Source organism: Acinetobacter sp. ANC_7654 (genome assembly GCF_056779855.1).
On the sequence record NZ_JBWYIR010000004.1, the window covers coordinates 83,228 to 105,765 of the forward strand.

19 protein-coding genes are annotated in these 22,538 nt (G+C 40.0%); 10 read left to right on the forward strand and 9 right to left on the reverse strand.

Features of this window, described 5'->3' with window-relative positions; genetic code table 11:
- The first annotated feature begins 7 nt into the window (after positions 1–7).
- The 3 genes from AC1M86_RS06285 (at position 8) to AC1M86_RS06295 (ending at position 2,865) form a co-directional block, all read left to right on the forward strand.
- Positions 8–1,045: a molecular chaperone DnaJ gene (locus AC1M86_RS06285; protein WP_481607555.1), complete on the forward strand. Its 1,038-nt coding sequence runs from the start codon at positions 8–10 to the stop codon at positions 1,043–1,045.
- A gap of 182 nt (positions 1,046–1,227) precedes the next feature.
- The gene (locus tag AC1M86_RS06290; RefSeq protein WP_481607556.1) at positions 1,228–1,593 is read left to right on the forward strand and encodes an endonuclease domain-containing protein; all 366 of its coding nucleotides are present in this window, start codon (positions 1,228–1,230) and stop codon (positions 1,591–1,593) included.
- 132 nt (positions 1,594–1,725) lie between these two features.
- On the forward strand, positions 1,726–2,865 hold the full coding sequence (locus AC1M86_RS06295; protein ID WP_481607557.1) for a hypothetical protein: 1,140 nt from the start codon (positions 1,726–1,728) through the stop codon (positions 2,863–2,865).
- Between the two features lie 45 nt (positions 2,866–2,910).
- On the opposite strand, the gene AC1M86_RS06300 is transcribed toward AC1M86_RS06295, so the two are convergent.
- A complete protein-coding gene (locus AC1M86_RS06300) occupies positions 2,911–5,805 on the reverse strand; it encodes a valine--tRNA ligase (RefSeq protein ID WP_481607558.1) in 2,895 nt (964 codons plus the stop codon).
- A gap of 187 nt (positions 5,806–5,992) precedes the next feature.
- On the opposite strand from AC1M86_RS06300, the gene AC1M86_RS06305 reads away from it, so the two are divergent.
- Both AC1M86_RS06305 and AC1M86_RS06310 read left to right on the forward strand, forming a co-directional pair.
- Positions 5,993–6,673, forward strand: a complete 681-nt coding sequence (locus AC1M86_RS06305; RefSeq protein WP_481607559.1) for a hypothetical protein — start codon at positions 5,993–5,995, stop codon at positions 6,671–6,673.
- Positions 6,674–6,691: 18 nt separating this feature from the next.
- A complete protein-coding gene (locus AC1M86_RS06310) occupies positions 6,692–7,498 on the forward strand; it encodes an SDR family NAD(P)-dependent oxidoreductase (protein ID WP_035266703.1) in 807 nt (268 codons plus the stop codon).
- Between the two features lie 162 nt (positions 7,499–7,660).
- On the opposite strand, the gene AC1M86_RS06315 is transcribed toward AC1M86_RS06310, so the two are convergent.
- The 8 genes from AC1M86_RS06315 to sdsA all read right to left on the reverse strand — a co-directional run bounded on the left by AC1M86_RS06315 (position 7,661) and on the right by sdsA (position 18,292).
- Positions 7,661–8,101 carry a YbjQ family protein gene (locus AC1M86_RS06315; RefSeq protein WP_481607560.1) on the reverse strand — a complete coding sequence of 147 codons (441 nt, stop codon included), beginning with the start codon at positions 8,099–8,101 and terminating at the stop codon, positions 7,661–7,663.
- Between the two features lie 9 nt (positions 8,102–8,110).
- Positions 8,111–8,461, reverse strand: coding sequence for a YbjQ family protein (locus tag AC1M86_RS06320; RefSeq protein WP_481607561.1), 351 nt, complete (start codon positions 8,459–8,461; stop codon positions 8,111–8,113).
- A gap of 98 nt (positions 8,462–8,559) precedes the next feature.
- Positions 8,560–10,011 carry a multidrug efflux RND transporter AdeIJK outer membrane channel subunit AdeK gene (gene adeK / locus AC1M86_RS06325; protein WP_035267849.1) on the reverse strand — a complete coding sequence of 484 codons (1,452 nt, stop codon included), beginning with the start codon at positions 10,009–10,011 and terminating at the stop codon, positions 8,560–8,562.
- The gene (locus AC1M86_RS06330; RefSeq protein WP_481607562.1) at positions 10,011–13,187 is read right to left on the reverse strand and encodes an efflux RND transporter permease subunit; all 3,177 of its coding nucleotides are present in this window, start codon (positions 13,185–13,187) and stop codon (positions 10,011–10,013) included. Before AC1M86_RS06330 ends, adeK begins: the two co-directional genes overlap by 1 nt.
- A gap of 12 nt (positions 13,188–13,199) precedes the next feature.
- Complete coding sequence (locus AC1M86_RS06335; protein WP_035267853.1) at positions 13,200–14,441, reverse strand: efflux RND transporter periplasmic adaptor subunit; 1,242 nt, start codon at positions 14,439–14,441, stop codon at positions 13,200–13,202.
- Positions 14,441–15,076 (reverse strand): phosphatase PAP2 family protein, encoded by a 636-nt coding sequence (locus AC1M86_RS06340; protein WP_035267854.1) that lies wholly within the window; start codon positions 15,074–15,076, stop codon positions 14,441–14,443. Before AC1M86_RS06340 ends, AC1M86_RS06335 begins: the two co-directional genes overlap by 1 nt.
- A gap of 163 nt (positions 15,077–15,239) precedes the next feature.
- Positions 15,240–17,291, reverse strand: a complete 2,052-nt coding sequence (locus AC1M86_RS06345) for a site-specific recombinase (RefSeq protein ID WP_481607563.1) — start codon at positions 17,289–17,291, stop codon at positions 15,240–15,242.
- Between the two features lie 23 nt (positions 17,292–17,314).
- Positions 17,315–18,292 carry an All-trans-nonaprenyl-diphosphate synthase gene (gene sdsA, locus AC1M86_RS06350; protein WP_035267858.1) on the reverse strand — a complete coding sequence of 326 codons (978 nt, stop codon included), beginning with the start codon at positions 18,290–18,292 and terminating at the stop codon, positions 17,315–17,317.
- 407 nt (positions 18,293–18,699) lie between these two features.
- On the opposite strand from sdsA, the gene rplU reads away from it, so the two are divergent.
- The 5 genes from rplU to serS all read left to right on the forward strand — a co-directional run bounded on the left by rplU (position 18,700) and on the right by serS (position 22,484).
- Positions 18,700–19,011 carry a 50S ribosomal protein L21 gene (rplU, locus tag AC1M86_RS06355; protein WP_035267860.1) on the forward strand — a complete coding sequence of 104 codons (312 nt, stop codon included), beginning with the start codon at positions 18,700–18,702 and terminating at the stop codon, positions 19,009–19,011.
- Positions 19,012–19,030: 19 nt separating this feature from the next.
- Positions 19,031–19,288, forward strand: coding sequence for a 50S ribosomal protein L27 (gene rpmA, locus AC1M86_RS06360; protein WP_035267862.1), 258 nt, complete (start codon positions 19,031–19,033; stop codon positions 19,286–19,288).
- A gap of 217 nt (positions 19,289–19,505) precedes the next feature.
- Positions 19,506–20,204 carry an outer membrane lipoprotein periplasmic chaperone LolA gene (lolA, locus tag AC1M86_RS06365; RefSeq protein ID WP_035267863.1) on the forward strand — a complete coding sequence of 233 codons (699 nt, stop codon included), beginning with the start codon at positions 19,506–19,508 and terminating at the stop codon, positions 20,202–20,204.
- Between the two features lie 110 nt (positions 20,205–20,314).
- Positions 20,315–21,100 carry an RsiV family protein gene (locus AC1M86_RS06370; protein ID WP_481607564.1) on the forward strand — a complete coding sequence of 262 codons (786 nt, stop codon included), beginning with the start codon at positions 20,315–20,317 and terminating at the stop codon, positions 21,098–21,100.
- A 112-nt stretch (positions 21,101–21,212) separates the two neighbouring features.
- Positions 21,213–22,484, forward strand: coding sequence for a serine--tRNA ligase (serS, locus tag AC1M86_RS06375; RefSeq protein WP_179997729.1), 1,272 nt, complete (start codon positions 21,213–21,215; stop codon positions 22,482–22,484).
- Positions 22,485–22,538: the final 54 nt, after the last annotated feature.

Here is a 22,538-nt window from a genome sequence, read left to right on the forward strand (position 1 = left end):
ACCTGACGTGACTTCATTCGAAATTCAATCCAGTTCTTCTGCACAACTTGTTCAAGATCATAAGCTACGGGTTTTGATTAATCAGATTGAGCAGCAAAAATTACAATTATCCGCATGGCAACACGCACAAGAAGAAATTCGTGCCTACACGCAGAAGAAACTTATTCCTGTCTATCGTGATGTTTATCAAGTGCTGTTTCAGCAGTTACAAAGTCTATGGAATAGCCTAAGTCAAATTGATTTAAATAAGTCGTCTCAAAAGGCAGTAGAAGAGAAGTGTTTTAACTTGACCCAAATGTTGAGTAAATCAAATATGCTCAATGAAACTCAAATTGAGACAGTTGAAAAATTACATATTTATTTCGAACAGGTGTTTGCTCAACCACGAAATAAGCAAGATAAAAAGAACAACTTAGAATCTAGTCAAGCACCAGATGCTCATGGTGAACAAAATGATTCAACGATTGATGACGATTCATTGTGGGACAAAGCGCAGTATCAACAAGCAAGGCAGCAAGCCAAACTTAAACGGCAGCAAGATAAACAAGCCGAAGCAGAAAAGTTAGTGAATCAATCGCTAAAAACCGTATATTTAAAGATTGCCTCGATTATTCACCCTGACCGTGAGCGTGATGAGTCGAAAAAAGCGGAAAAGACCGAGCTGTTACAGCGTGCTAATGAAGCCAATGAACAGGAAGATTTGTTCTATTTATTGAAACTTCAGCTTGAAGTTGAGCAAAGTAAAAATGGTTCAAATAAAGGTTTAACAGCGGAGCAAGTTAAGTTTTATCAGCAGGCTTTAGAAGCACAAAGCCAAGCATTAAAAAAGCAAATTCAGGAGTTGATTGATTCGCTTGTGTGGTCAAATAAAGCCAAAATTGCGGTGAGGAAGTCGAAAGGGCAATTGAATATTGAGCAGTTGTATAAGCAGATTGATGCAGATGTATCTGCGGTGAAGCAACAGCTGAAAGCGGAAAAGCAAAGGCTGAGCTTTATGGGTAAAGAGCGTGGGTTGGAGATGTTGTTGGGGCATCAAGTTTTGTGATTTTTTTTAAAAGCACCTCTCCCTGACCCTCTCCTGGAAGGAGAGGGAAAAATCCATTGCTAAGCAAATTCAAGCTGTAAATTTGGTTATGGTAATTGGTATAAAATTTAATAATAAGAATTAGATTCGCAATGAACGTTCCCTCTCCCTATGGGAGAGGGTTAGGGAGAGGGAAAATAAAAATGAAAATAGATCCTCAACTATTAGAATTTGCCAAATCCATGCGCCACACCGCCACTGATGCAGAACATTTGATGTGGCAAATTCTACGAGCTAAGCGATTTATGAATCTTAAATTTCGTCGTCAGCATGTGATTAAACCTTATATTGTGGATTTTTACTGTCATGAAATTGGTTTGGTGATTGAGTTGGATGGTGGTCAGCATGGAACGGATGAGATACAAGAATATGATGCTGAACGGACGAAGTTTTTAGCAGCTTTAGGTTTAACGGTTGTTCGGTATTGGAATTATGATGTGTTGGAGCGGACTGATGTAGTTTTAGATCATTTATGGAATATATGTTTTGAACTAAAAGTAAATGAATAATGAAAGCTCCTTCTCCCTTTGGATAGGATCGAGGTGAGGTTGAAATTAAGGATAGCTATTTAAAAATTTGTGGTAAATTTTTAAATTCTAACCAAGAATTTTTTCAAATAATATTTAATGGAGTATTGTTAAATGATTGTTGCTTTTCAAGGAGAGTTGAAATCACCATTAGGCTTTTTTTCTAAATTTAAGAATCAGGATTTTGATTTAGGTGACAATTATATACTATCCTTTAAAGATAATGATGAAAATCCTCGAGCACCTGTCATAAGAGTAGTTCATGATGTCAATGTGGATGCTGATATTTATAAATTTATTGATAGTTTTATCTACGAAAATAAATATTTAATGCATTTAGATACATCAATTAATCTTCCTCTAATTGATAAATTTGATAATTTATATATTAACGCTAATGGTGATTTGCAACATGACAAATTTATTGATTTAAATCATCTTCCTTACAAAGTTGAAGAATTATGCTTAAGTGTTGATTCTGAAATCAAAAAAAAATTAAAAAGATTTTTGCAGTCATTAATTTGGTATCAAAATTTAAATAGTCAATTTATAAAAGAAATTAGTTTAAGTTTATTTTGGAAAACTAGAAATGAAGAAAAATTATATCATTTAATTCCATTGAAAGAAGACGGTGGTTCTATTACTGGAAAATGTAATGGGGTATATTGGGCTGATAATCATGTTGATAATTTTCAAATTTTTTATAATCAGCAGTTTGAAATACCATTAGCTCATGAGTTACTTAAGGAAGCTTATAATGTTAGGAAAGATAGTCTAAGAAGCTCGTTTGTTTTAATGGTAGCAAGTTTGGAAATTGCGATTAAACAGCATATTGGAAGAGTATTACCAAAAAGCTATTGGTTGTTGGATAATATGCCAAGTCCACCGATTCAAAAATTGTTCAGTAAATATCTGTTGGAGCTACATCCTTTTTTAGAAGGGAACAATAAAGAATATTGGGATAATGTAAAAAAAGTTTTTAATAATCCCTTGCAGAAATTAATTGAGAATAGGAACAAAATTGTACATACAGGGTGGTTACCAAATAAAAAAGAACTAGATGAAGAGTATGTTGAAAATAGCTATTATTTCATATCGGATTTAATTTATTTTTTAGATGCCTTAGAAGGTCATGAGTGGGCTAATAATCATATTTCAGAGCAATTACTAACTGCATTAAAGTGGCAAAAAAATAGTGAAGTACCCACATCGGATATTTTAACAATAAGCTTAATAAGCAACTTTAATGAATAAAAAATCCCCTCATTAAGAGGGGATTTTTTGAATCAAACTACAACATTAAAGCGCTGCAATCTGCTCCATATTCGCTTTAATCTTCGCTAACTGGTCAGCAAACTCAGCAAGTTTTACTTTCTCGCCTTCAACCACAGCAGCAGGTGCTTTCGCCACAAAACCTTCGTTAGAAAGTTTAGTTGCGATTTGGTCATGCTGCTTTTGAACCTTGTCTAAATCTTTTTGCAAACGACCCAATTCCGCTTTCGGGTCAATTAAGCCCTTCATTGGAACGAATACAGATACATGACCCACTACAGATGAAGAAGACAATGGCGGTTGTTCAGCATCAGCCAAGAATGTAATGCTTTCAACTTTAGCCAATGCTTTAAACAACGGCTCAATACGTGCGATCTGTGCTTTTTCTGCATCCGTCGTGTTTTGAAGCAGAACAGGCAACAAGCGAGCATTACCTAGACCCATCTCACCACGAATGTTACGTACCGCACCAATCAAACCTTGAAGCCATTGCATATCTGCTTCAGCTTGCTCGTTGATAAGCGCTTGGTCAGCAACAGGGTACTGTGCAAGCATAATGGTTTCGCCAACGATGTTCAGTTTCGGCGCAAGTGTTTGCCAGATTTCTTCTGTTAGGTACGGCATCAATGGATGCGCTAAACGTAAAGATGCTTCCATTACAGAAAGAAGAACACGACGCACTTCAGCTTTACGCTCAACCGATACGTTTTCATCATTCAGAACAGGCTTAGTCAGCTCTACATACCAGTCACAGTATTCATTCCAAATGAACTCATAAATCGCTTGTGCAGCCAAGTCTAAACGGTAGGTTGCAAATGCTGTTTGCACTGCTTGTTCCGCTTTTTGTAGACGGCTCACGATCCATTGTTCAGGCAATTCCCAAAGATCTTGGCGAACTTCTTGACCAATGACTTGCTCTTCGCAGTTCATCATCACGAAACGAGTCGCGTTCCAGATTTTGTTGGCAAAGTTACGGTAACCTTCAACACGTTTCATGTCGAACTTGATGTCACGACCCGTGTTCGCAAGCGCACAGAATGTGAAACGAACTGCGTCAGTACCGTAAGATTGAATACCTTCAGGGAATTCTTTACGCGTTGATTTTTCAATCTTCGCCGCTTGTTTCGGGTTCATCAAACCTGTAGTACGTTTTTGTACTAAAGTTTCAAGATCAACACCGTCAATCAAATCTAATGGGTCAAGTACGTTACCCTTAGATTTAGACATCTTCTGACCTTCGCCATCACGAACCAAACCGTGTACATACACCGTTTTAAACGGCACTTGTGGCGTACCATCTTCATTTTTCATGAAGTGCATCGTAAGCATAATCATACGCGCAACCCAGAAGAAGATGATGTCGAAACCTGTTACAAGAACATCAGTCGGGTGGAACGTATTTAAGAAGTAGTTTTCTTTATCTTTCGCTTCGTCACCCGTCCAACCTAAAGTTGAGAACGTCCAAAGACCCGATGAGAACCATGTATCAAGTACATCTTCATCTTGATCTAATTGAACATCGGCAGGAATGTTGTTTTTCTCACGAACTTCAGCTTCATTGCGACCTACGTAAACATTACCTTCTGCATCGTACCAAGCAGGGATACGGTGACCCCACCACAATTGACGAGAGATACACCAATCTTGAATGTTGTTCATCCAAGCCATGTACATGTTGCTGTACTGCTCAGGTACAAATTTGATGTCGCCATCTTTAACCGCTTTAATTGCAGGCTCAGCAAGCGGTGCAATCTTCACGTACCATTGGTCTGTTAATAACGGCTCAACGATTACACCTGAACGGTCACCACGAGGTGGTTTAAGTGTGTACGGTTGAATTTGATCTAACCAGCCTTCAGCTTCCGCTTGTTCAACTAACTTTTTACGAGCTTCAAAACGCTCTAAACCAATATAGTCCGCAGGGGCAGGAATAGTTTTAGAAATTTGCTCGCCCGCTTTCGCGATATATTGAAATTCAGCCAACACTTCAGCATTTTTGTTGAAGATGTTGATGATTGGCAATTCGCAGCGTTTACCCACTTCATAGTCATTGAAGTCATGTGCAGGGGTGATTTTTACACAGCCTGTACCGAATTCTTTGTCAACATATTCATCTTTAACGATTGGAACAGCACGACCTGTAATCGGTAGGATAATGTTCTTACCAACTAAAGCTGCATAGCGTTCATCATCAAGCGCAACAGCAACCGCTGTATCACCTAATAATGTTTCAGGACGAGTCGTTGCCACAACGATATGATCTTTACCATCGTGCGTGCGAAGTGACTTATCTTCAAAGAAGTATTTGAAGTGCCACAATGAACCTTGTTCTTCTTTATCAGACTCAACTTCAAGGTCAGAAAGGGCAGTTTGGAGTTTAGGATCCCAGTTAACAAGGCGTTTACCACGGTAGATCAAACCATCTTCGTGAAGTTTTACAAACACTTCTTTCACAGCATTTGATAAACCTTCATCCATGGTAAAGCGTTCACGTGACCAATCAACAGACGAACCTAAACGACGAATTTGACGGGTAATATTACCGCCAGATTGTTCTTTCCATTCCCATACTTTTTCGATGAATTTATCACGACCCAAGTCATGACGGCTTACGCCTTGCGCACCTAACTGACGCTCTACAACCATTTGCGTTGCGATACCCGCATGGTCAGTACCTGGTTGCCAAAGCGTGTTAAAACCTGACATACGCTTATGACGTGTCAAAGCATCCATGATGGCATTGTTAAAACCATGACCCATGTGCAAGCTACCAGTGACGTTTGGTGGCGGAATCATGATACAGAAAGACTCGCCTTTTTCAGACGGCTTAAAGTAACCGCGTTCTTCCCAAGTTTGGTACCATTTTTTCTCGATCTCGGTCGGATCGTAGGTTGTAGCAATATTTTGCGCTGAATCAGTCATAGTTCGAACAGATCAAAAGTAGATAAAAAATTGCATCTATTGTAGCAAAAAAAATGCATGGAGAGGCACGTTAAGCAAATGCATTCTCGTTTCAAATCCCACACAATCGAACAGTAATTGATTTTGAATAACACTAAAGCCAGCGTCAACTCGCGGAATCGGCCTGACAATAAAGGATAACAATCGCATGACCTATACTATTTCTTTGCGCTTACAACCTGAAACTTATCAGCAATATCAAACCATTCACCAAAAACTCAATGCAGGAGACCATGAAGCGCAAGCTAAAATTCTTGGAGATAATCTGTCCAAAATTGCTTGTGAGATTATTGATCAAGCCTTTGGCACACTGGTCAAAGATTCTAATGCAAAGGATCAAGACTCAGCAAAAGTATTGAAACAAGTGCAAGATGCAATCTTGAAATACATGCCTTGGTCAGTATCTTTTTTTGGTAATGATCGCTTAACGCCTATGGTGAATCATGTACAAAGTTTGATGTATGAACAAGATGGAAAATACTATATTTCATACCCAGTTGAAAAAGTTATTGTGAATGAGTTACTGGGCTGTGCAGAACGTATGCGTGAAGGTCAAAATCAATATGTTGCTCCTGGCTTAAAAGCCTTCACTAAAGTGGTTGATCAAGGCGTTACGAGCTTAATTCGTGAACCTAAAAAAATGCTGAAATTTAATATGGTGGTGGATAAAACCTTAAATGGTGTGATCAGTCTGACCACAGGATTAGGGTATAAGCGATTTGAAAATTTAAGCAAAATTCATGATGCACAAAGTATCGTGAAGTACTTTGACCATTTTCTGGTTTTTCTTGATAATGAAGGACAGCAAAAAGCAAAATTAAATGCTTAAACCATAAGGATAAAGGGAATGGCAAAGTTGGAACAGCTTGATCAGAAAGTGGTGTGGATTACAGGTGCATCATCGGGTCTTGGTAAAGCGTTGGCTGCTGAATGTGCCAGTTTAGGGGCACAGGTTATTTTGACGGCTCGTCGTTTTGAAGAGCTGGAAACGGTAAGGCAGTCTTTGGCACACCCAGAACGACATATTTCCATTAAAGCGGATATCACAGATGAATCACAAGTTCGTCATGCTTATGAACAAGTTCTCCAACAAAAAGGACGTATTGATTGGTTAATCAATAATGCAGGTCTATCACAACGTGCATTAATTAAAGACACGACCATGCAAACTGAACGTGCGATCATGGAAGTTGACTATTTCTCTCAAGTCTTTTTAACCAAAACGGTTTTGCCGACTTTTCAGCAACAAAAGTCAGGACGAATTGCCTTTATCTCAAGTGTCGCTGGTTTATTGGGCACACAATATCGTGCGACTTATTCGGCAGCCAAAGGTGCGATTCATATGTGGGCGAATAGCTTACGTGCTGAAGTTGCGCAAGATGGTGTGGGTGTCTCGGTAATTTTCCCAGGATTTGTGAAAACCAATGTATCCTTTAACGCTTTAAACGGTGAAGGAAAGCCCCAAGGTTATCAAGATGAGGCTATTGAAAATGGTTTAGAAGCAGAGGAATTTGCTAAACAAACCGTACAGGCATTATTAAAAGGGGATGAGTATATTGTCGTGGGTGGGGCAAAAGAAAAATTAGGCGTCTTTATTTCACGGTTATCACCAGCAATACTGTATCGAATGATCCGAAAAATGAAAGTAAAGTAATTTTTAATGATCGTGACCCGCGTATCGATGAGAAAAATTTTATCAACTATGTCTGGTTTTCTATCTCAATGATCATGCGAGCGATAAGGGGTTTGAAGACTCCTCAAATAAAGTATAGGGCTTGAGTGACTACTACATACCTGTAAAGAAAAAGAGAGACTTTTAGTCTCTCTTTTGTATAGCAGTTCCGTAAGCGAATACTTCAACCATTCCACCTTGAAGTCCTAAATCTGTGGTGCTGAGTCTTAACCCTAAGATTTCAGTTGCGCCCATTTTTTCAGCTTCAAGTTTAAGTCTAACAATAGCTTCACGTCTTGCACGTTCAACAATACTTTCATAACTGCGTAAGCGTCCACCAATGAAATTTTGGATTTGCGCAAGTACAAACTTAAAATAATCATGCAAAATCACAACATTACTGCTGATCATTTGTCCATGGTTTTCAGAAGTTTTAAAACGCTGACTATCTAACTTGATATAAGCTAAGCGCGCTTCTTGTTCATCAAGTTGCTTAAGATGCTTTTGTTCATTATAGCGACCAAATCCAAATCCAATACAAAATAGGATGAGAAAGATGACCACCTGAAAAATGATACCATCCATAACGAATCCTTAAGAGGTGAATGGATCAGGAATTTTAGGTACATTCGGTGTGACATACACAGCTGTGCCATAAACAAATAATTCGGAAGCACCTTGGGTAATATTGGAAGTTGAGAAACGAATTCCGACAATCGCATTCGCCCCTAAGCCACGTGCTTTATCAATCATACGATTCATTGCTTCTTGACGAGACTCTTCAAGTAATTCCGTGTATGCGGTGAGTTCTCCACCGACGATATTCTTAAGTCCTGCGAGTAAATCACGCCCGACGTGTTTACTTCTGACGGTACTGCCATATACCACGTCAAATTGTTGTTGAATTTGATGACCAGGTACAGATTCTAAATTACTTAACAGCATGTGATTGAAGTCGTTATAAAAAGGGTAATTAATGACAAAATATCAGTATTTGGGACAATAAAAAAGCCCACCGAGGTGAGCTTTGTTTAAACAAAAAATTACTTCTTGTCGTATTTTAAATCTGAGCTTGAAGGCTGATAAATCACTTGATCCGTAGTATTGGTTTTTAAGCCACCACCGAGTGATTTATAGAGCTCGATTTGGTTGTTAAGGTTCGCTTGTTCAAGCAGCAATAAACCTTGCTCAGCACTATATGATGTACGTTGCGCATCTAATACAGTTAAGAAACTGTCAATACCAGCGCGGAAGCGGGCATTTGAGAGTTTGTAGGTTGTATTGGTCGCATCAACTAAACGGCGTTGTGCAGTTAAACGTTCACCGATATTTTGACGCACTGCCAAAGCATCATTCACTTCACGGAACGCAGATTGAATTGATTTTTCATAATCAGATAATGCAATCTGTTGCTGTGTTTCAGAGACTTTAATATTGGCACGACGTGTTCCCCAGTCAAAGATTGGAATATCTAGACTAGGACCAACTGACCAAACAAAAGCACCAGACTTGAATAAATCACTTAAGTCTGTTGATGCATAACCTGCTGATCCTGTGAGGCTAATGGTTGGGAATAAACGCGCTTTTGCAGCACCGATATTCGCACCAGCCGCACTCAGCTGATATTCAGCCGCTTTAACATCTGGACGGTTGTTGAGTAGATCACTTGGCAAACCAGCCGCAAAAGCAGTGGTTGATGTCACACGTGTGATTCTCTCTTTAGGCAATAAATTGTCAGGTAGTGGTTGACCTACAAGGAGGTTTAACGCATTAACCGCTTGTGCAATTTGAGTCTTGTATTCAGCAACATCACCACGTGCCGTCTCAACAGAAACTTGAGCCTGACGAAGCGGAACTTCACTGTCGATTCCCACATCAAAACGTTTTTTGTTGAGATTGTAAGATTCAAGTTGAGCTTTCAGTGTCTGTTCAGCGAGTTTAAGATTCGCTTGCGCATATGAGTAAGCCAACCAAGCTTGAGCTGTTTGGCTAATCAAGGCTATTTGAGTGGCATCACGTGCGCTTGCAGTTGAAAGATAAGTGTCTAGGGCATTGTCTTTCAAGCTTCTAACACGACCCCAAAAATCAATTTCATAAGCCGTTAAACCTAAACCTACATTATAGGTTGTTACTGGGCTTGGCGAATTGACCGTGTCTTGTCGTAAAACACCACCACTTGCACCAATCGTAGGCAATTGATTGTTTTGGCTGATTTGAAATTGTTGACGTGCTAATTCGATATTTAGCGTCGCTTTACGAAGATCACGGTTATTTGCCAAGGCTAAATCCAAAACTTGGATTAAGCGTTGATCTACAAAAAAATCCTTATAACCTTGCTCCGCAATAGATGGACCAGAAGCATTGCCAAGATAACTTCCTGGAATATTGGCTTGAGTGACCGGTTCTGGACCACGCATGCTTTGACATGCTGTCAAAGCAAGCGCAATTGCAGATACCGCAATGCTACGACCTGTAATAGACCATACGTTTTGCATCACGAAATTTGCTCCTGTTTATTTTGTTTTGGTTTTGTTTTAAAGATACTTCGGATCCATACATAGAACACTGGAATAAAGAAGATCCCTAAAAGTGTTGAGCTGATTACACCACCAAGTACACCATAACCCACGGAATGTTGACTTCCTGCACCTGCGCCAGAAGCGAGAGCTAGAGGAAGAACACCAAAACCGAAAGCCAATGTGGTCATAATGATTGGACGCAAACGCATTTTCGCGGCATGCAAGGTTGCTTCGAAGAGTTCTTCACCTTGATCTTGAAGCTCTTTCGCAAACTCTACAATCAAGATCGCATTCTTCGCGGACAAACCAATCACGGCAATAATCGCCACTTGGAAGTAGATGTTATTTGAAAGGTTTGGATCTTTCAAAATAATCATTCCCAAGAATGTTAAGGCAAGTGCACCAACAATACCCAATGGCACAACCATGAGTACAGAGAATGGGATAGACCAACTTTCATATAAGGCTGCCAAGCAGAGGAAGACAATCAATAAAGAAAGAGCATAAAGGAATGGTGCTTGTGCGCCAGACTCACGTTCTTCGAGAGATAAACCTGTCCATTCGTAATCGAAGCCTTGTAAGCCCATTGAAGGAAGCTTTGCAATGATTTCTTCAACCGCGGCCATTGCATCACCCGAACTCACACCTGGAGCTGGAGTACCTGTGATGTTCATGGAAGAAACGCCGTTATAACGCTCTAAACGTGGTGAACCATAAGTCCATTCGCCTGTTGCGAACGCTGAGAATGGAACCATCGTACCTTGGTTATTGCGGACATACCACTTGTCTAAGTCTTCAGGCATCATACGAGAGCTCGCTTCACCTTGGACATACACTTTTTTCACACGACCACGATCGATGAAGTCATTAATGTATGAACCACCCCATGCCATACCCATCGTACTATTGATTTCAGCAATGCTGACTCCCATAGCACCTGCTTGAGCATGATCGACGATGACACGATATTGAGGCGTATCTTCTTGTCCGTTAGGACGAACACCTGTTAAGCGCTGATCTTGAGAAGCTAAGCCGAGTACAGCATTACGTGCTGCTAATAATTGCTCGTGACTTTGACCTGCAGCTGCTTTTAACTGTAGGTTAAAGCCTGCACTCACGCCCAACTCCGGCATTGCTGGAAGTTGAAGAGGCATGATATAGCTGGCATCTTTCACAATCATATTCAGTGCCATACCACGTTGGATAATTGCACCGACCTGAGATTCAGGAGAGGTACGGTCTTTCCAGTCTTTCAACTTAATGAAGGCAAGACCCGCATTTTGACCAATACCCGTGAACGAGAAACCAGCAACACTAAATACAGATTCAACATGTTCTTTCTCGTTGTTGAGGAAGAAGCCTGTCATTTGATCAATTGTTTTGCCAGTGCGTTCAAGCGTTGCATTTGGTGGTAGCTGAACGAGTGTCATCACCACACCTTGGTCTTCATCTGGTAAGAATGAAGAAGGAAGGTTGACAAATAACCAGCCCATCACAGCAATCACAACACCATAGACCAATCCTGCAAATAGCTTGGCATGTGTTAAACGGTTTACGCCGTTTTGATATTTCACCGAAATTTTGTCAAAACCATTGTTAAACCAACGGAAGAAACGGGCAAAAATGTTATTGCTTTGAGGTTTGTTGACATCATGTTTTTTCAACATGGTCGCACACAATGCAGGGGTAAAGGTTAATGCAACAATCAATGAAAGAATCATTGCTGTAACGAGCGTGATAGAGAACTGACGATAAATTACACCTGTCGTACCCCCCATGAATGCCATAGGTACGAATACTGCAGTTAAGACAGAGGTAATACCAATCAATGCACCAGAGATCTGTCCCATCGACTTTTCAGTCGCTTCCACAGGCTCAAGATGCTCTTCTGCCATCACACGTTCAACGTTTTCTACGACGACAATCGCATCATCCACCAGAAGACCAATGGCGAGAACCATAGCGAACATGGTTAATGTGTTGATCGAGAATCCGAACATGTTGATCACGGCAAATGTACCCAATACAACCACTGGAACAGCCATTGTTGGAATAATGGTTGCACGCCAGTTTTGTAGGAACAAGAACATGACCAAGAATACGAGGATAATCGCTTCAATTAAGGTTTTCACAACACTTTTAATTGAGAGCTCAATAAATGGTGTTGTATCAAAAGCAAGTTTGTCCACCATACCTGTTGGGTAGTTTGGACGTAATTCTTTTAAACGATCTTCAATCGCTTGGGCTGTATCTAATGCGTTTGCACCCGTTGCCAAACGAATCGCTACACCACCTGCAGGTTGACCATTAAATTTAGAGTCAAATGCGTAGTTGTCTGCACCTAATTCAATTTTAGCGACATCACCTAAACGAACTTGTGCACCATTTGGTGAGTTCTTAAGGAAAATATTTGAAAATTGTTCAGGTGTTTGTAAAAGACTTTGAGCAGTTACAGTCGCATTTAAAACTTGACCTTGTACAGAAGGTGCACCACCTAACTGACCTACCGCCACTTGCGCATTCTGAGTTCTTAATGCATTTGCAATATCACTCGGTGTAACTTGCAGGTTGGCCATTTTGGATGGGTCCATCCAAATTCGCATAGCATATGAACCACCAAATACTTGCACTTCACCCACACCAGTCACACGGCTAAGTGGTTCAGAGATATTTGAGTTTACATAGTCTTTAATGTCATTTGCATCTAATGCATCTGACTCAGAATAAAACGCAATAACTTGTAAGAAGCTTGCGCCAGACTTAGTAACTTTTAAACCTTGACGTTGTACGTCTTCAGGCAAAAGTGCAGTCGCTGATTGAAGTTTATTTTGAACTTGTACCTGTGCAATATCAGGATCGATACCTTGTTCAAAGTTTAGAGTAATGGAAGCTTGTCCATTACCAGCACTGTTAGATGAGATGTAACGTAACCCATCCAAGCCATTCATTTGTTGTTCAATAATTTGCGTTACTGTGTTTTCTACAGTTTCAGCAGATGCACCCGGATATGATGCAGAAATCGATACCGTTGGTGGTGCAATCGTTGGGTATTGCGCAATTGGCATCTTGGTGAGGGATAAAATACCCGCCAACATGATGACCAATGCAATCACCCAAGCGAAAATTGGGCGATGGATAAAAAAGTGAGCCATTCAGTCTACTCCTTATGCATTTGAAGTAGCTTTTTGTTCAGATTGAGCTGCTGGCTTTGCTTGTTGACCATCTTTGCCGGCTTGAGGTGCTGCAGCTTGAGGTTGATAAGGTTTAGCTACAACTTGTTGTTCAGGTTTAACTTTCGCCACACCATCTACAATGACCTTGTCACCTGTATTTAGACCTTTGGTCACAATCCAATCTTTACCTTGCACACCTGCAGTCTCAATTGGACGTACTTCAACTGCACCTTTCGCATTCACGATCATCGCAGTCGCTTGACCTGTTGGTGTACGGGTCACAGCCGCTTGAGGCACTAAAATCGCATTAGGAATTACACCTTGCACAATTTGAGCATTAGTGAACATTCCTGGCAATAATAATTGGTTCGGATTTGAGAACACAGCACGTAGGGTAACTGTCCCTGTTTCTGGATTTACACTTGCATCAGAGAATGCAAGATTACCTTCAATAGGGTAGATGCTGCCATCTTCAAGTTTTAAACGAACTTTAGTATTGTTGCTGCGGTCGATGCTGCCTTGACTCAACTGTTGACGTAAACGAAGAAGCTCAGCACTTGATTGGTTGATATCGACATAGATTGGATCAAGCTGTTGGATTGTTACCAATGCTTCAGGTTGATTAGCCGTTACCAATGCACCTGCAGTCACACTAGAGCGACCTGATTGCCCTGAAATTGGTGAGCGAACAGTAGAATAACCTAAGTTAATCTGCGCATTTTTCACCGCTGCTTCTGAAGCTGCAACATCTGCTTGTGCCAATTTAACTTGTGCTTGTAGATCATCAAATTCTTGCTTAGACACAGCATTGATACCGACAAGTTGGCGATAACGGTCAGCTTTAACTTGAAGCGCATTGAGATTGGCTTTTTGACGAACTAAGGCTGCTTTTGCACTGTCTAAGTTCGCACGGTTGGTATTTGCATCAATTTCGTACAGAGGTTGTCCTTCACGGACAAAACTACCTTCAGCAAACAGACGCTTTAAAATCACACCGCTTGCTTGCGGACGTACTTCAGAAATTTGATAGGCTGAAGTTCGACCCGAAAGCTCGACAGTTTGTTCAACACTTTGTGGTTGAGCAACGATGACACCAACTTCAGTTGGCGGCATTTGCTGTTGTGCAGCGGCTTGCTCTGCATCTTTTGGATCTTTGCTACAACCCACAAGTGCAATACTTGTTGCAAGAGCACAAGCAGTGAGGGCAGGGGCCCAAAGCTTTGCCGACATCATTATTCCACCTCGTTAGATTTTTCTCTAAAAATAATTGTTTGCTTTGCTATCCGTTGTGATAGGACTAACCACAGTATAGTCAGCCATATCAACGCAATACTCCAACCTGCAACAACATCTGTCGGGTAATGAGCACCGAGATAAACCCGTGAAAAACCCATGCCAACAAACCATATACAGGCAGCGACAAAAATGATTCTACTTTGATGATGGTTTCGAAAGATCATGATCATCAAACCAGCAATCACTGCTGCATAGAGACTATGTGCGCTTGGAAATGCGGCTCCATAAGTTTCAACGATTTGATAAATTGCATTTGGACGAGGTCGGTCGAAAGCATATTTGAGTAACCAGCCAAGACAGGCACCACCAACGAGACCAAGTGAGATAAATAGACAGTTAGCATATTGTTTTAATCGCCATTGCTGTAAGGTCCAAATCGCCACGCACATCAGCATGATCGGTAAACCGCCAACATGAGACAATAAAACCGCAATTCCATCTATGAGGGGATTGCGGTGTTGACTCATCCATGAAACAGCAGTGAGATCGAGCTGTTGTATCGTTGGAATATAGATTCCTATACTACTTATCGTTATTCCTAAACAACCTATTAAAATCAGTAAGTAAGGCATATAAAATAACCTAAGTTATATTATAGTGGCATACATTTATTGCATGAATGCGTCAAAGTGTACTCGCCAGTACACTTTTTTTCAAGTCAGTGTAAAAGCATAATTTATAGTAATTTCATTACAATGTGCATCTTATTTTTAGCACAAAAAATAACACAAATATCTAATGAGAAGATTTCTTTGGTGAAATTGGATCTTCGACCTCTAAAGGTTGTTTTGGGGGCCAGAAAAAGTCCATTGGTCGTGTAACAAAGTGAGTAAATACTAATTTTGCCAGAGGTTTCCATTGTTCAAAACGAACACGTCGTGCGCGTAATGCCACAATAATAGTGAGACTAAAGCTGACAAATAAGTTGGTCAAACCAATTAATAATACACCAAGGAATGAAACAATAATGAGCCCTATTTCAGGCGTGCCATTGATACTCAATAGGCCCTGCATAAAGTTTGCTGAAGCAAAGGCAATATGACGAATATCTAAAGGCAGACCAAGAATAAAGCCAATTGTCCCCATGCTGCCTAGCATGATTCCGAACAGGAAATTCCCGGCTAGTGCTCCTAAATTACGTTCAATATAGTTTGCAAACTTTTCAAGTCTGTCAGCACCTAGCCAGTTTTTTAGACGATGATGTGCTTTTAAGCGAGGTCCGACTTTACGATACACTGCCATGTTGTCGAAGTAACCTGCGATCAAACCAGATAAAAATAGACATACACCTGCAATAGCTGCATGTGGGACTGCTAGGGATGTAAAAGGATTCAAACTATGAAGTAAATATGTTGCTTTACTGTGATTGAGTAATTGTTCACCCAGAATCAACGGCCACATCATGGTGATCAATGCTGCAACCGGAATTGCAATGGAAATATTGCCGAGAATAGCGACAAACTGCGTACGGATAATATTGATAATCAGTGCAGCAAGTTCTGCAATTTGTGCAGTTCGAGACCCTTTCTTTTGTTGAACTGTCGCGGCTAGGGCAGCTGCAGTCATAGCAGGTTGTTTGGTTGCAACGGTAAAATGCAGTACATGGATCAACATGAAACCTAATGCATAGTTCATGCTATACGCGAAGGCTTGCATGATAGGTGCCATGGCGATGCGCGCAGTGAGAATCTTCAAGGTCGCCATGATAGCGATAATGACGCCTGCACCTGCGGCTGATTTGTACATACTGAAGAAACCAGCTTTATTGGTGCTTACATAATGTTCGCCTGTTTTACTGGCATTTTCAGTGACTTGTAATGCGATTAATTCACTGTTTGTTTTTAAAAGCTCTCGAACACTTCGCTCCTCATAGTGAGCCGCAACTAAATCTTGACATAACTCAGCTAGTGCTAAGTATTGAACTTTTCCAGTTTCAGTCAATAAGTTCAGTAATAGTTCAATACGATCTAAACATTGCTCAAGCAAAGACAATAAATAAGTGAGACTTAAACTCACCCCAATTCTTTTCGTAGCACGACGAATCTTTAAAACAACATCGCGACACTGCTCAATCATCACCAAAGCCTGGTTGGCGTCGGGTACGACCATTTCAGTAAGATCATCAGCTTCACTATAATGTTTTTTGTATAGCTCAATAAATTCAATGATTTCACGATTCTGCACCAAAAAAGGTGACTCATATTCAGTCAGTTCTGGTTGTGCATTAATAAACTCAGGATAAAGTCCAATACCGCTGATACGGTAAGATAAAACTGTAATGGCTTTAATCATGTCGCGTTTGATGCCAAATTTTGCATCTAAGCTGCCATTACTTTGATTGACAATCTGAAAAAACTGAATCCATTGCTGATCTTCAATATTTTCTAGCCAATATTTATCGCTACGTAAATGAAAGACACGGAAGACTAAATCTTTTAAATCAGTTTCATCGGTCAAAAGGGGAAGAACATGCGCTCCCATTCGTTGACCCAACTGATTCCAAAAACCATCTAGAGAAAGAATCCCACTGTCCGCATAAATAGTGGTTTGTTTATAGCGATTGATCAGATGAACGATATAGGCTTGAAAAGTGGTGGCTGCAGTCGGCGTAATTAATAACGCTTGTATCAACGCCTGAAATTTTTGATTAATTTCTTCTAGGTTATAACTGTCTGATGGACGGATGCGATTAACGAGTTCAATGAGTATGTTTTCGTTTGGAGCAGCTTGATGATGGTCAAGTTGCTCCTGCATTTGTTTAAAAAGATCATTAAAGTTTATATGCATACGCAAATTTTTTTAGTTGAAGTTTATTGGATTCGATCTAATGCTAATTGCGCCAAATTATCAAGCGCTTGACGATAAATACTTTCAGGCAGTTGTAACAATGCCTCACGAGCTGCTGTAGTTTCTTCAACAGCACGTTCGCGACAGTAATCTAGTGCACCAGAGTTTTGAACAATCTGAATCACTTGATCCAAATGTTCAGTACCACCTGTAGTGATGCTACGACGGATAATATCGTGCTCTGCTCCAGAAGTTTTTTGTAGAGCAGCAATCAGTGGCAGTGTTGGCTTACCTTCCATTAAGTCATCGCCAATATTTTTACCAAGTGTTTCTGCGTCAGAGGTGTAATCGAGTATGTCATCTATGATTTGAAATGCATTCCCGAAATGACCTGCGTATTTTCTGAGTGCTTCACGATATTGATGTTGATTGGCAAGAATCGCAGCGCCTTCAGTCGCCAATTCAAACAAACGAGATGTTTTGCCGTGAATAATATCTAAATACGTCGCTTCAGTGGTTTCAGGTTGATGTTGAGATTGCAGTTGAAGTACTTCTCCTTCGGCAATTTCACATGTTCCTGTTGAGAAGTCTTTTAATAACACCATATTGTTCAAATCTACGAGCAAATCGAAAGCTCTAGAAATCAGGAAGTCTCCAACAAGTACAGCGGTTTGGTTATTCCATGTTGCATTCGCTGTAGGACGACCACGGCGTAACCCAGACTCATCTACGACATCATCATGTACCAGTGTAGCGGTATGCAGCATTTCAATAATTGCAGCTAACTTTTGGGCATGCTCTAGGTTGGTTTCACCGCAAGCGCGAGCAGCCAATAAACACATAATAGGACGCATGCGTTTACCACCTGCCTCAACCACATGTTTGCTGACTGACATCACCAAAGCAACTTTAGAGCTGATTCCTTCATTAATAAGTTGGTCCATCGCAGCAAAGTCTGTAGCAACAGGTGCGAGAATGTCTTGCTTAAAATCGATGGCCATAACAATGAAGTCCTTATACAAACAGTAGATGTTACTCAGCTAGTGTAACAATTTAAGTGAAAGTTTTGGTCGCTTTGCCACATGAATATGCATGATTTTCTTAATGTTGTTCAGTTTCTATTCATGTTTGTGATTTAATCTTCATAATACCAATAAAACTTGATACGTTATTTGATATTCGAAGTAGTTCATTTTGTGAATAAATATAGTTTAATCAATCAGCAAATTGTTATTTTCATGTAAGAAATAGATATTTCGGGATGAAAGTTAACTTTTAGACAAAAGACCTTGTTGTTTATTTCATTATCACTTAAAATCCTTGCCCTTGAATAACCCCCAGTGGCGTTCGTTTTAAGATCGATATATTCCTTTATCGGCACGACGACACGGGCCTGTTGGAGTACATTATGTACGCAGTAATCCAAAGCGGTGGTAAACAACACCGTGTTGTTGAGGGTGAAACCCTTAAAGTTGAATTATTGAAAGCTGAAACTGGTTCTACTATTACGTTTGATGACGTATTAATGTTAGTGAACGGTGATAGCATTCAAATTGGTGCTCCAGTTGTTGCTGGTGCTAAAGTAACTGCTGAAGTAGTTAGCCATGGTCGTCACGACAAAATCCGCATCATCAAAATGCGTCGTCGTAAACACTATCGTAAACAACAAGGTCACCGTCAATGGTTCACTGAGTTGAAAATTACAGCTATTTCAGGCTAATTACGAGGAGTAAATAGACATGGCAACTAAAAAAGCCGGTGGTTCGACACGTAACGGTCGTGACTCAAATCCTAAAATGTTAGGTGTTAAAATGTTCGGTGGTCAAGCTGTGACTGCTGGTAACATTATCGTTCGTCAACGTGGTACAGAGTTCCACGCTGGTGCTAACGTTGGTATGGGTCGTGACCATACTTTATTTGCTACCGCTGATGGCGTGATCAAATTCGAAGTTAAAGGTCAATTTGGCCGTCGTTATGTATCTGTTGAAACTGTATAAGTTTTATCAGGCATAACCAAAAAACCCACTCTTGAGTGGGTTTTTTTATATCTGAAAGAAAGTTTTTGAACTGAAGTGAATCTTCATCATGATGAAGTATTTTCAACAATTTAGCTAAATAACAATACAAAAGTTCTTATTTTCTCAATTATTAGCGATCAAATTTGGTTTAAGATGACTCCATATCAAATGATGATCAATAACAAAAGGTGGGATCATGACAATGCTTCGTAAAACGATTGGTGCAATTACAATGAGTGCTGCAATGATGGCACCAGTCGCAAGCACTCAAGTTTTCGCAGCGCCAGTGGCTGCTTCGGAGCAACAAGCGACCGCAAACTTGGTTCGTCAATTAAACGGAATAAAAAGTTTAACGGCAAATTTTGAACAAACAACGAAAGCAACTAAATCTAGTAAAGCACCACAAAAACAAGGTTTGAGTGCTCAACATATGAATCAGACTTTTACTGGGGTGATGAAAGTTGCTCGTCCAGGTAAGTTCTATTGGGAAACTACAGCACCAGCAAAACAAACAATTGTGACTTCTGGAAAGATGATTTGGATCTATGACCCAGATCTACAGCAGGCAATTCGTCAAAATATGGATGAGCAAGTTGCCAATACACCAGCATTATTATTGTCTGGTAATACCAACCAAATTATGCAGTCATATCGTGTAACACAGCCAAATAAAGCTAAAACTTATTACACGTTATATCCTAAGCAGAAAGATGGTGCCTTTCAGAGTCTGACCATTAGTTTCGGTGCAAATAAAGCGCCAAGCTTAATGATTTTAGAAGATTCATTAGGACAAACTACACACGTTAAATTTAGTAATGTGAAAGTGAATGCAGGTATTCCGGATTCAACATTTAACTTTACACCGCCTAAAGGCACAGACATTATTGACCAATAATATAAAAGCAGCGTTTATCGCTGCTTTTTTTAACTACAAATTTCAACTGAATTCATGTCATCTAGAATTTATAGTCTCTGTGTTAAACACTCATTTTTATTGGAGGCTATATGCTAAAACACATGAATCGGTTTGGAAAATTGAGTGTTATTTGTGCATCAATGATCATGTTAGGCGCTTGTCAGCCTCAATCTGATGCAGAAACTAAAAAAAGCAATGAGACTGCTGTGCAAGCAAAACAATCAGAATCTTGGTATATCGAATCGAAGAACGTCGAATTAAAGCCTAAACAGAAGCAAGTATGCGATGAGGCAGGGTGTACAGAATATTCATTCCAAACGGTTGAAACTAATCATCCGTGGATTAATACGTATTTTAAAAATCGAATTGAAAAAGCAGACCCTATACCATTCCAATCGGCTACTAAGAATACAGAGACAACTACTGTGGATCCGCTGAAGTTGAGTCAGAGTCAGACTGTGGTACGTTATTTAAGTCAACATCAGAATATAGCGAGTTTTGAATATCTGAGCTATGTATATCCTGCTGGTGCAGCACATGGGATGTACCACAAAGAATATGTTCATTTCGATTTAAAAACTAAAAAAAGAATAGCACTACAAGATTTAATTGTGAAAGGTCAAAATAAAAAGCTATTAGAAACACTTTATAGTGCTAATAGTATGTGGCTTACAGATCACAATATTGAACAAGATAAACTCGAATTAAGTGACAATTTCTATTACGGAGTTGATGGTATCGTCTTTGTTTATCCGCTGTATGAACTCGCGTCCTATGCTGAAGGAATGTCTGAACTCACTTTACCTTATGTGAGTGTGAATGGTTTGATACAGTCAGAATATCTTCCAAACCTACCCAAACTCGCTGCTGAGTAATTGACTCTATTTTAATTTGATTCAATAAGCTTCAGCTGTCAGCGCTTCGACTGTATTTTTTTCAACGAAGCGCTTACACTATATGCAGTTTTTTTCCCTGAAAAGATTAACCATGATCGACCCGAAATTACTTAGAAATAATATAGAGGCTGTAAATTTAGCCTTAGCTAAACGTGGCGTGCAACTCAACGTAGAAGAATGGGCATCTTTAGAGGCTCGTCGTAAAGAAATTCAGTCTAAGACTGAAGCTTTACAAGCAGAACGTAATTCGGGTGCTAAACAAGTTGGTCAAATCAAAAAAGCAGGTGGTGATGCCTCTGAAATCATGGCTCGTATGAGCGCGATCGGAGATGAAATTAAAGCCGCTGAGCTTGCGTTAACAGAACTACAAGCTGAAATTGAAGCAAAATCACTTTCTATTCCAAACCTACCTCATGAGTCGGTGCCAGAGGGCAAAGATGAGAATGACAACGTTGAAATTTTAAAATGGGGTACGCCTCGTGAATTCAACTTTGAAATTAAAGATCACACTGATCTTGGTGAGTGGATGGGTGGACTCGAGTTTGAAACAGCGACTAAGTTAACAGGTACTCGTTTCAGTGTGCTCAAGGGCCCGCTTGCACGTTTACAACGTGCACTAACGCAGTTCATGTTAGATACACATACATTGAAAAATGGCTATACAGAAGCTTATGTACCGTATTTAGTAAATGCTGATTCATTACGTGGAACTGGTCAGTTGCCTAAATTTGAAGAAGATTTGTTCAAGCTTCAAGGTGACAAAGAATATTACTTGATCCCAACTGCTGAAGTACCTGTGACTAACTTTGTGCGTGATGAGATTATTGATCCTGAGCGTCTACCGTTAAAATATGCTGCTCATACACCTTGTTTCCGTAGTGAAGCTGGTTCTTATGGTCGTGATACACGCGGTTTGATTCGTCAGCACCAATTTGACAAAGTTGAAATGGTTCAAATTGTTAAACCTGAAGACTCTATGCAAGCATTGGAAGAGTTAACAGGGCATGCTGAGGGTATTTTACAGGCGCTTGGATTGCCATATCGCAAAATCATCTTATGCGGTGGTGATATGGGCTTTGGTGCAACGAAGACTTATGACTTAGAAGTTTGGGTACCAAGCCAAAATACCTATCGTGAAATTTCATCGTGTTCAAACATGGGGGATTTCCAGGCTCGTCGTATGAAAGCTCGTTACCGTGCTGATCAAAAGAAAACAGAGTTTGTTCATACTTTGAATGGTTCAGGTTTAGCAGTTGGTCGTACTTTGCTCGCGGTAATGGAAAATTATCAACGAGAAGATGGTTCGATTGAGATTCCTGAAGTCTTGCGTCCTTATATGGGTGGACAAAGTTTTATCGATTAATCGATAAAACACAAAAAAGCTAACTCAATTGAGTTAGCTTTTTTTTTTTTTGAG

What these genes read in the sequence shown, in the direction of transcription:
- AC1M86_RS06310 (WP_035266703.1), top strand. Translation starts at nt 6,692, where the DNA reads ATGGCAAAGTTGGAACAGCTTGATCAGAAAGTGGTGTGGATTACAGGT.
- serS (WP_179997729.1), top strand. Translation starts at nt 21,213, where the DNA reads ATGATCGACCCGAAATTACTTAGAAATAATATAGAGGCTGTAAATTTA.
- AC1M86_RS06305 (WP_481607559.1), top strand. Translation starts at nt 5,993, where the DNA reads ATGACCTATACTATTTCTTTGCGCTTACAACCTGAAACTTATCAGCAA.
- AC1M86_RS06370 (WP_481607564.1), top strand. Translation starts at nt 20,315, where the DNA reads ATGCTAAAACACATGAATCGGTTTGGAAAATTGAGTGTTATTTGTGCA.
- AC1M86_RS06345 (WP_481607563.1), bottom strand. Translation starts at nt 17,291, where the DNA reads ATGCATATAAACTTTAATGATCTTTTTAAACAAATGCAGGAGCAACTT.
- lolA (WP_035267863.1), top strand. Translation starts at nt 19,506, where the DNA reads ATGACAATGCTTCGTAAAACGATTGGTGCAATTACAATGAGTGCTGCA.
- AC1M86_RS06290 (WP_481607556.1), top strand. Translation starts at nt 1,228, where the DNA reads ATGAAAATAGATCCTCAACTATTAGAATTTGCCAAATCCATGCGCCAC.
- AC1M86_RS06315 (WP_481607560.1), bottom strand. Translation starts at nt 8,101, where the DNA reads ATGGATGGTATCATTTTTCAGGTGGTCATCTTTCTCATCCTATTTTGT.
- AC1M86_RS06300 (WP_481607558.1), bottom strand. Translation starts at nt 5,805, where the DNA reads ATGACTGATTCAGCGCAAAATATTGCTACAACCTACGATCCGACCGAG.
- sdsA (WP_035267858.1), bottom strand. Translation starts at nt 18,292, where the DNA reads ATGGCCATCGATTTTAAGCAAGACATTCTCGCACCTGTTGCTACAGAC.
- rpmA (WP_035267862.1), top strand. Translation starts at nt 19,031, where the DNA reads ATGGCAACTAAAAAAGCCGGTGGTTCGACACGTAACGGTCGTGACTCA.
- AC1M86_RS06335 (WP_035267853.1), bottom strand. Translation starts at nt 14,441, where the DNA reads ATGATGTCGGCAAAGCTTTGGGCCCCTGCCCTCACTGCTTGTGCTCTT.
- rplU (WP_035267860.1), top strand. Translation starts at nt 18,700, where the DNA reads ATGTACGCAGTAATCCAAAGCGGTGGTAAACAACACCGTGTTGTTGAG.
- AC1M86_RS06320 (WP_481607561.1), bottom strand. Translation starts at nt 8,461, where the DNA reads ATGCTGTTAAGTAATTTAGAATCTGTACCTGGTCATCAAATTCAACAA.
- adeK (WP_035267849.1), bottom strand. Translation starts at nt 10,011, where the DNA reads ATGCAAAACGTATGGTCTATTACAGGTCGTAGCATTGCGGTATCTGCA.
- AC1M86_RS06330 (WP_481607562.1), bottom strand. Translation starts at nt 13,187, where the DNA reads ATGGCTCACTTTTTTATCCATCGCCCAATTTTCGCTTGGGTGATTGCA.
- AC1M86_RS06340 (WP_035267854.1), bottom strand. Translation starts at nt 15,076, where the DNA reads ATGCCTTACTTACTGATTTTAATAGGTTGTTTAGGAATAACGATAAGT.
- AC1M86_RS06295 (WP_481607557.1), top strand. Translation starts at nt 1,726, where the DNA reads ATGATTGTTGCTTTTCAAGGAGAGTTGAAATCACCATTAGGCTTTTTT.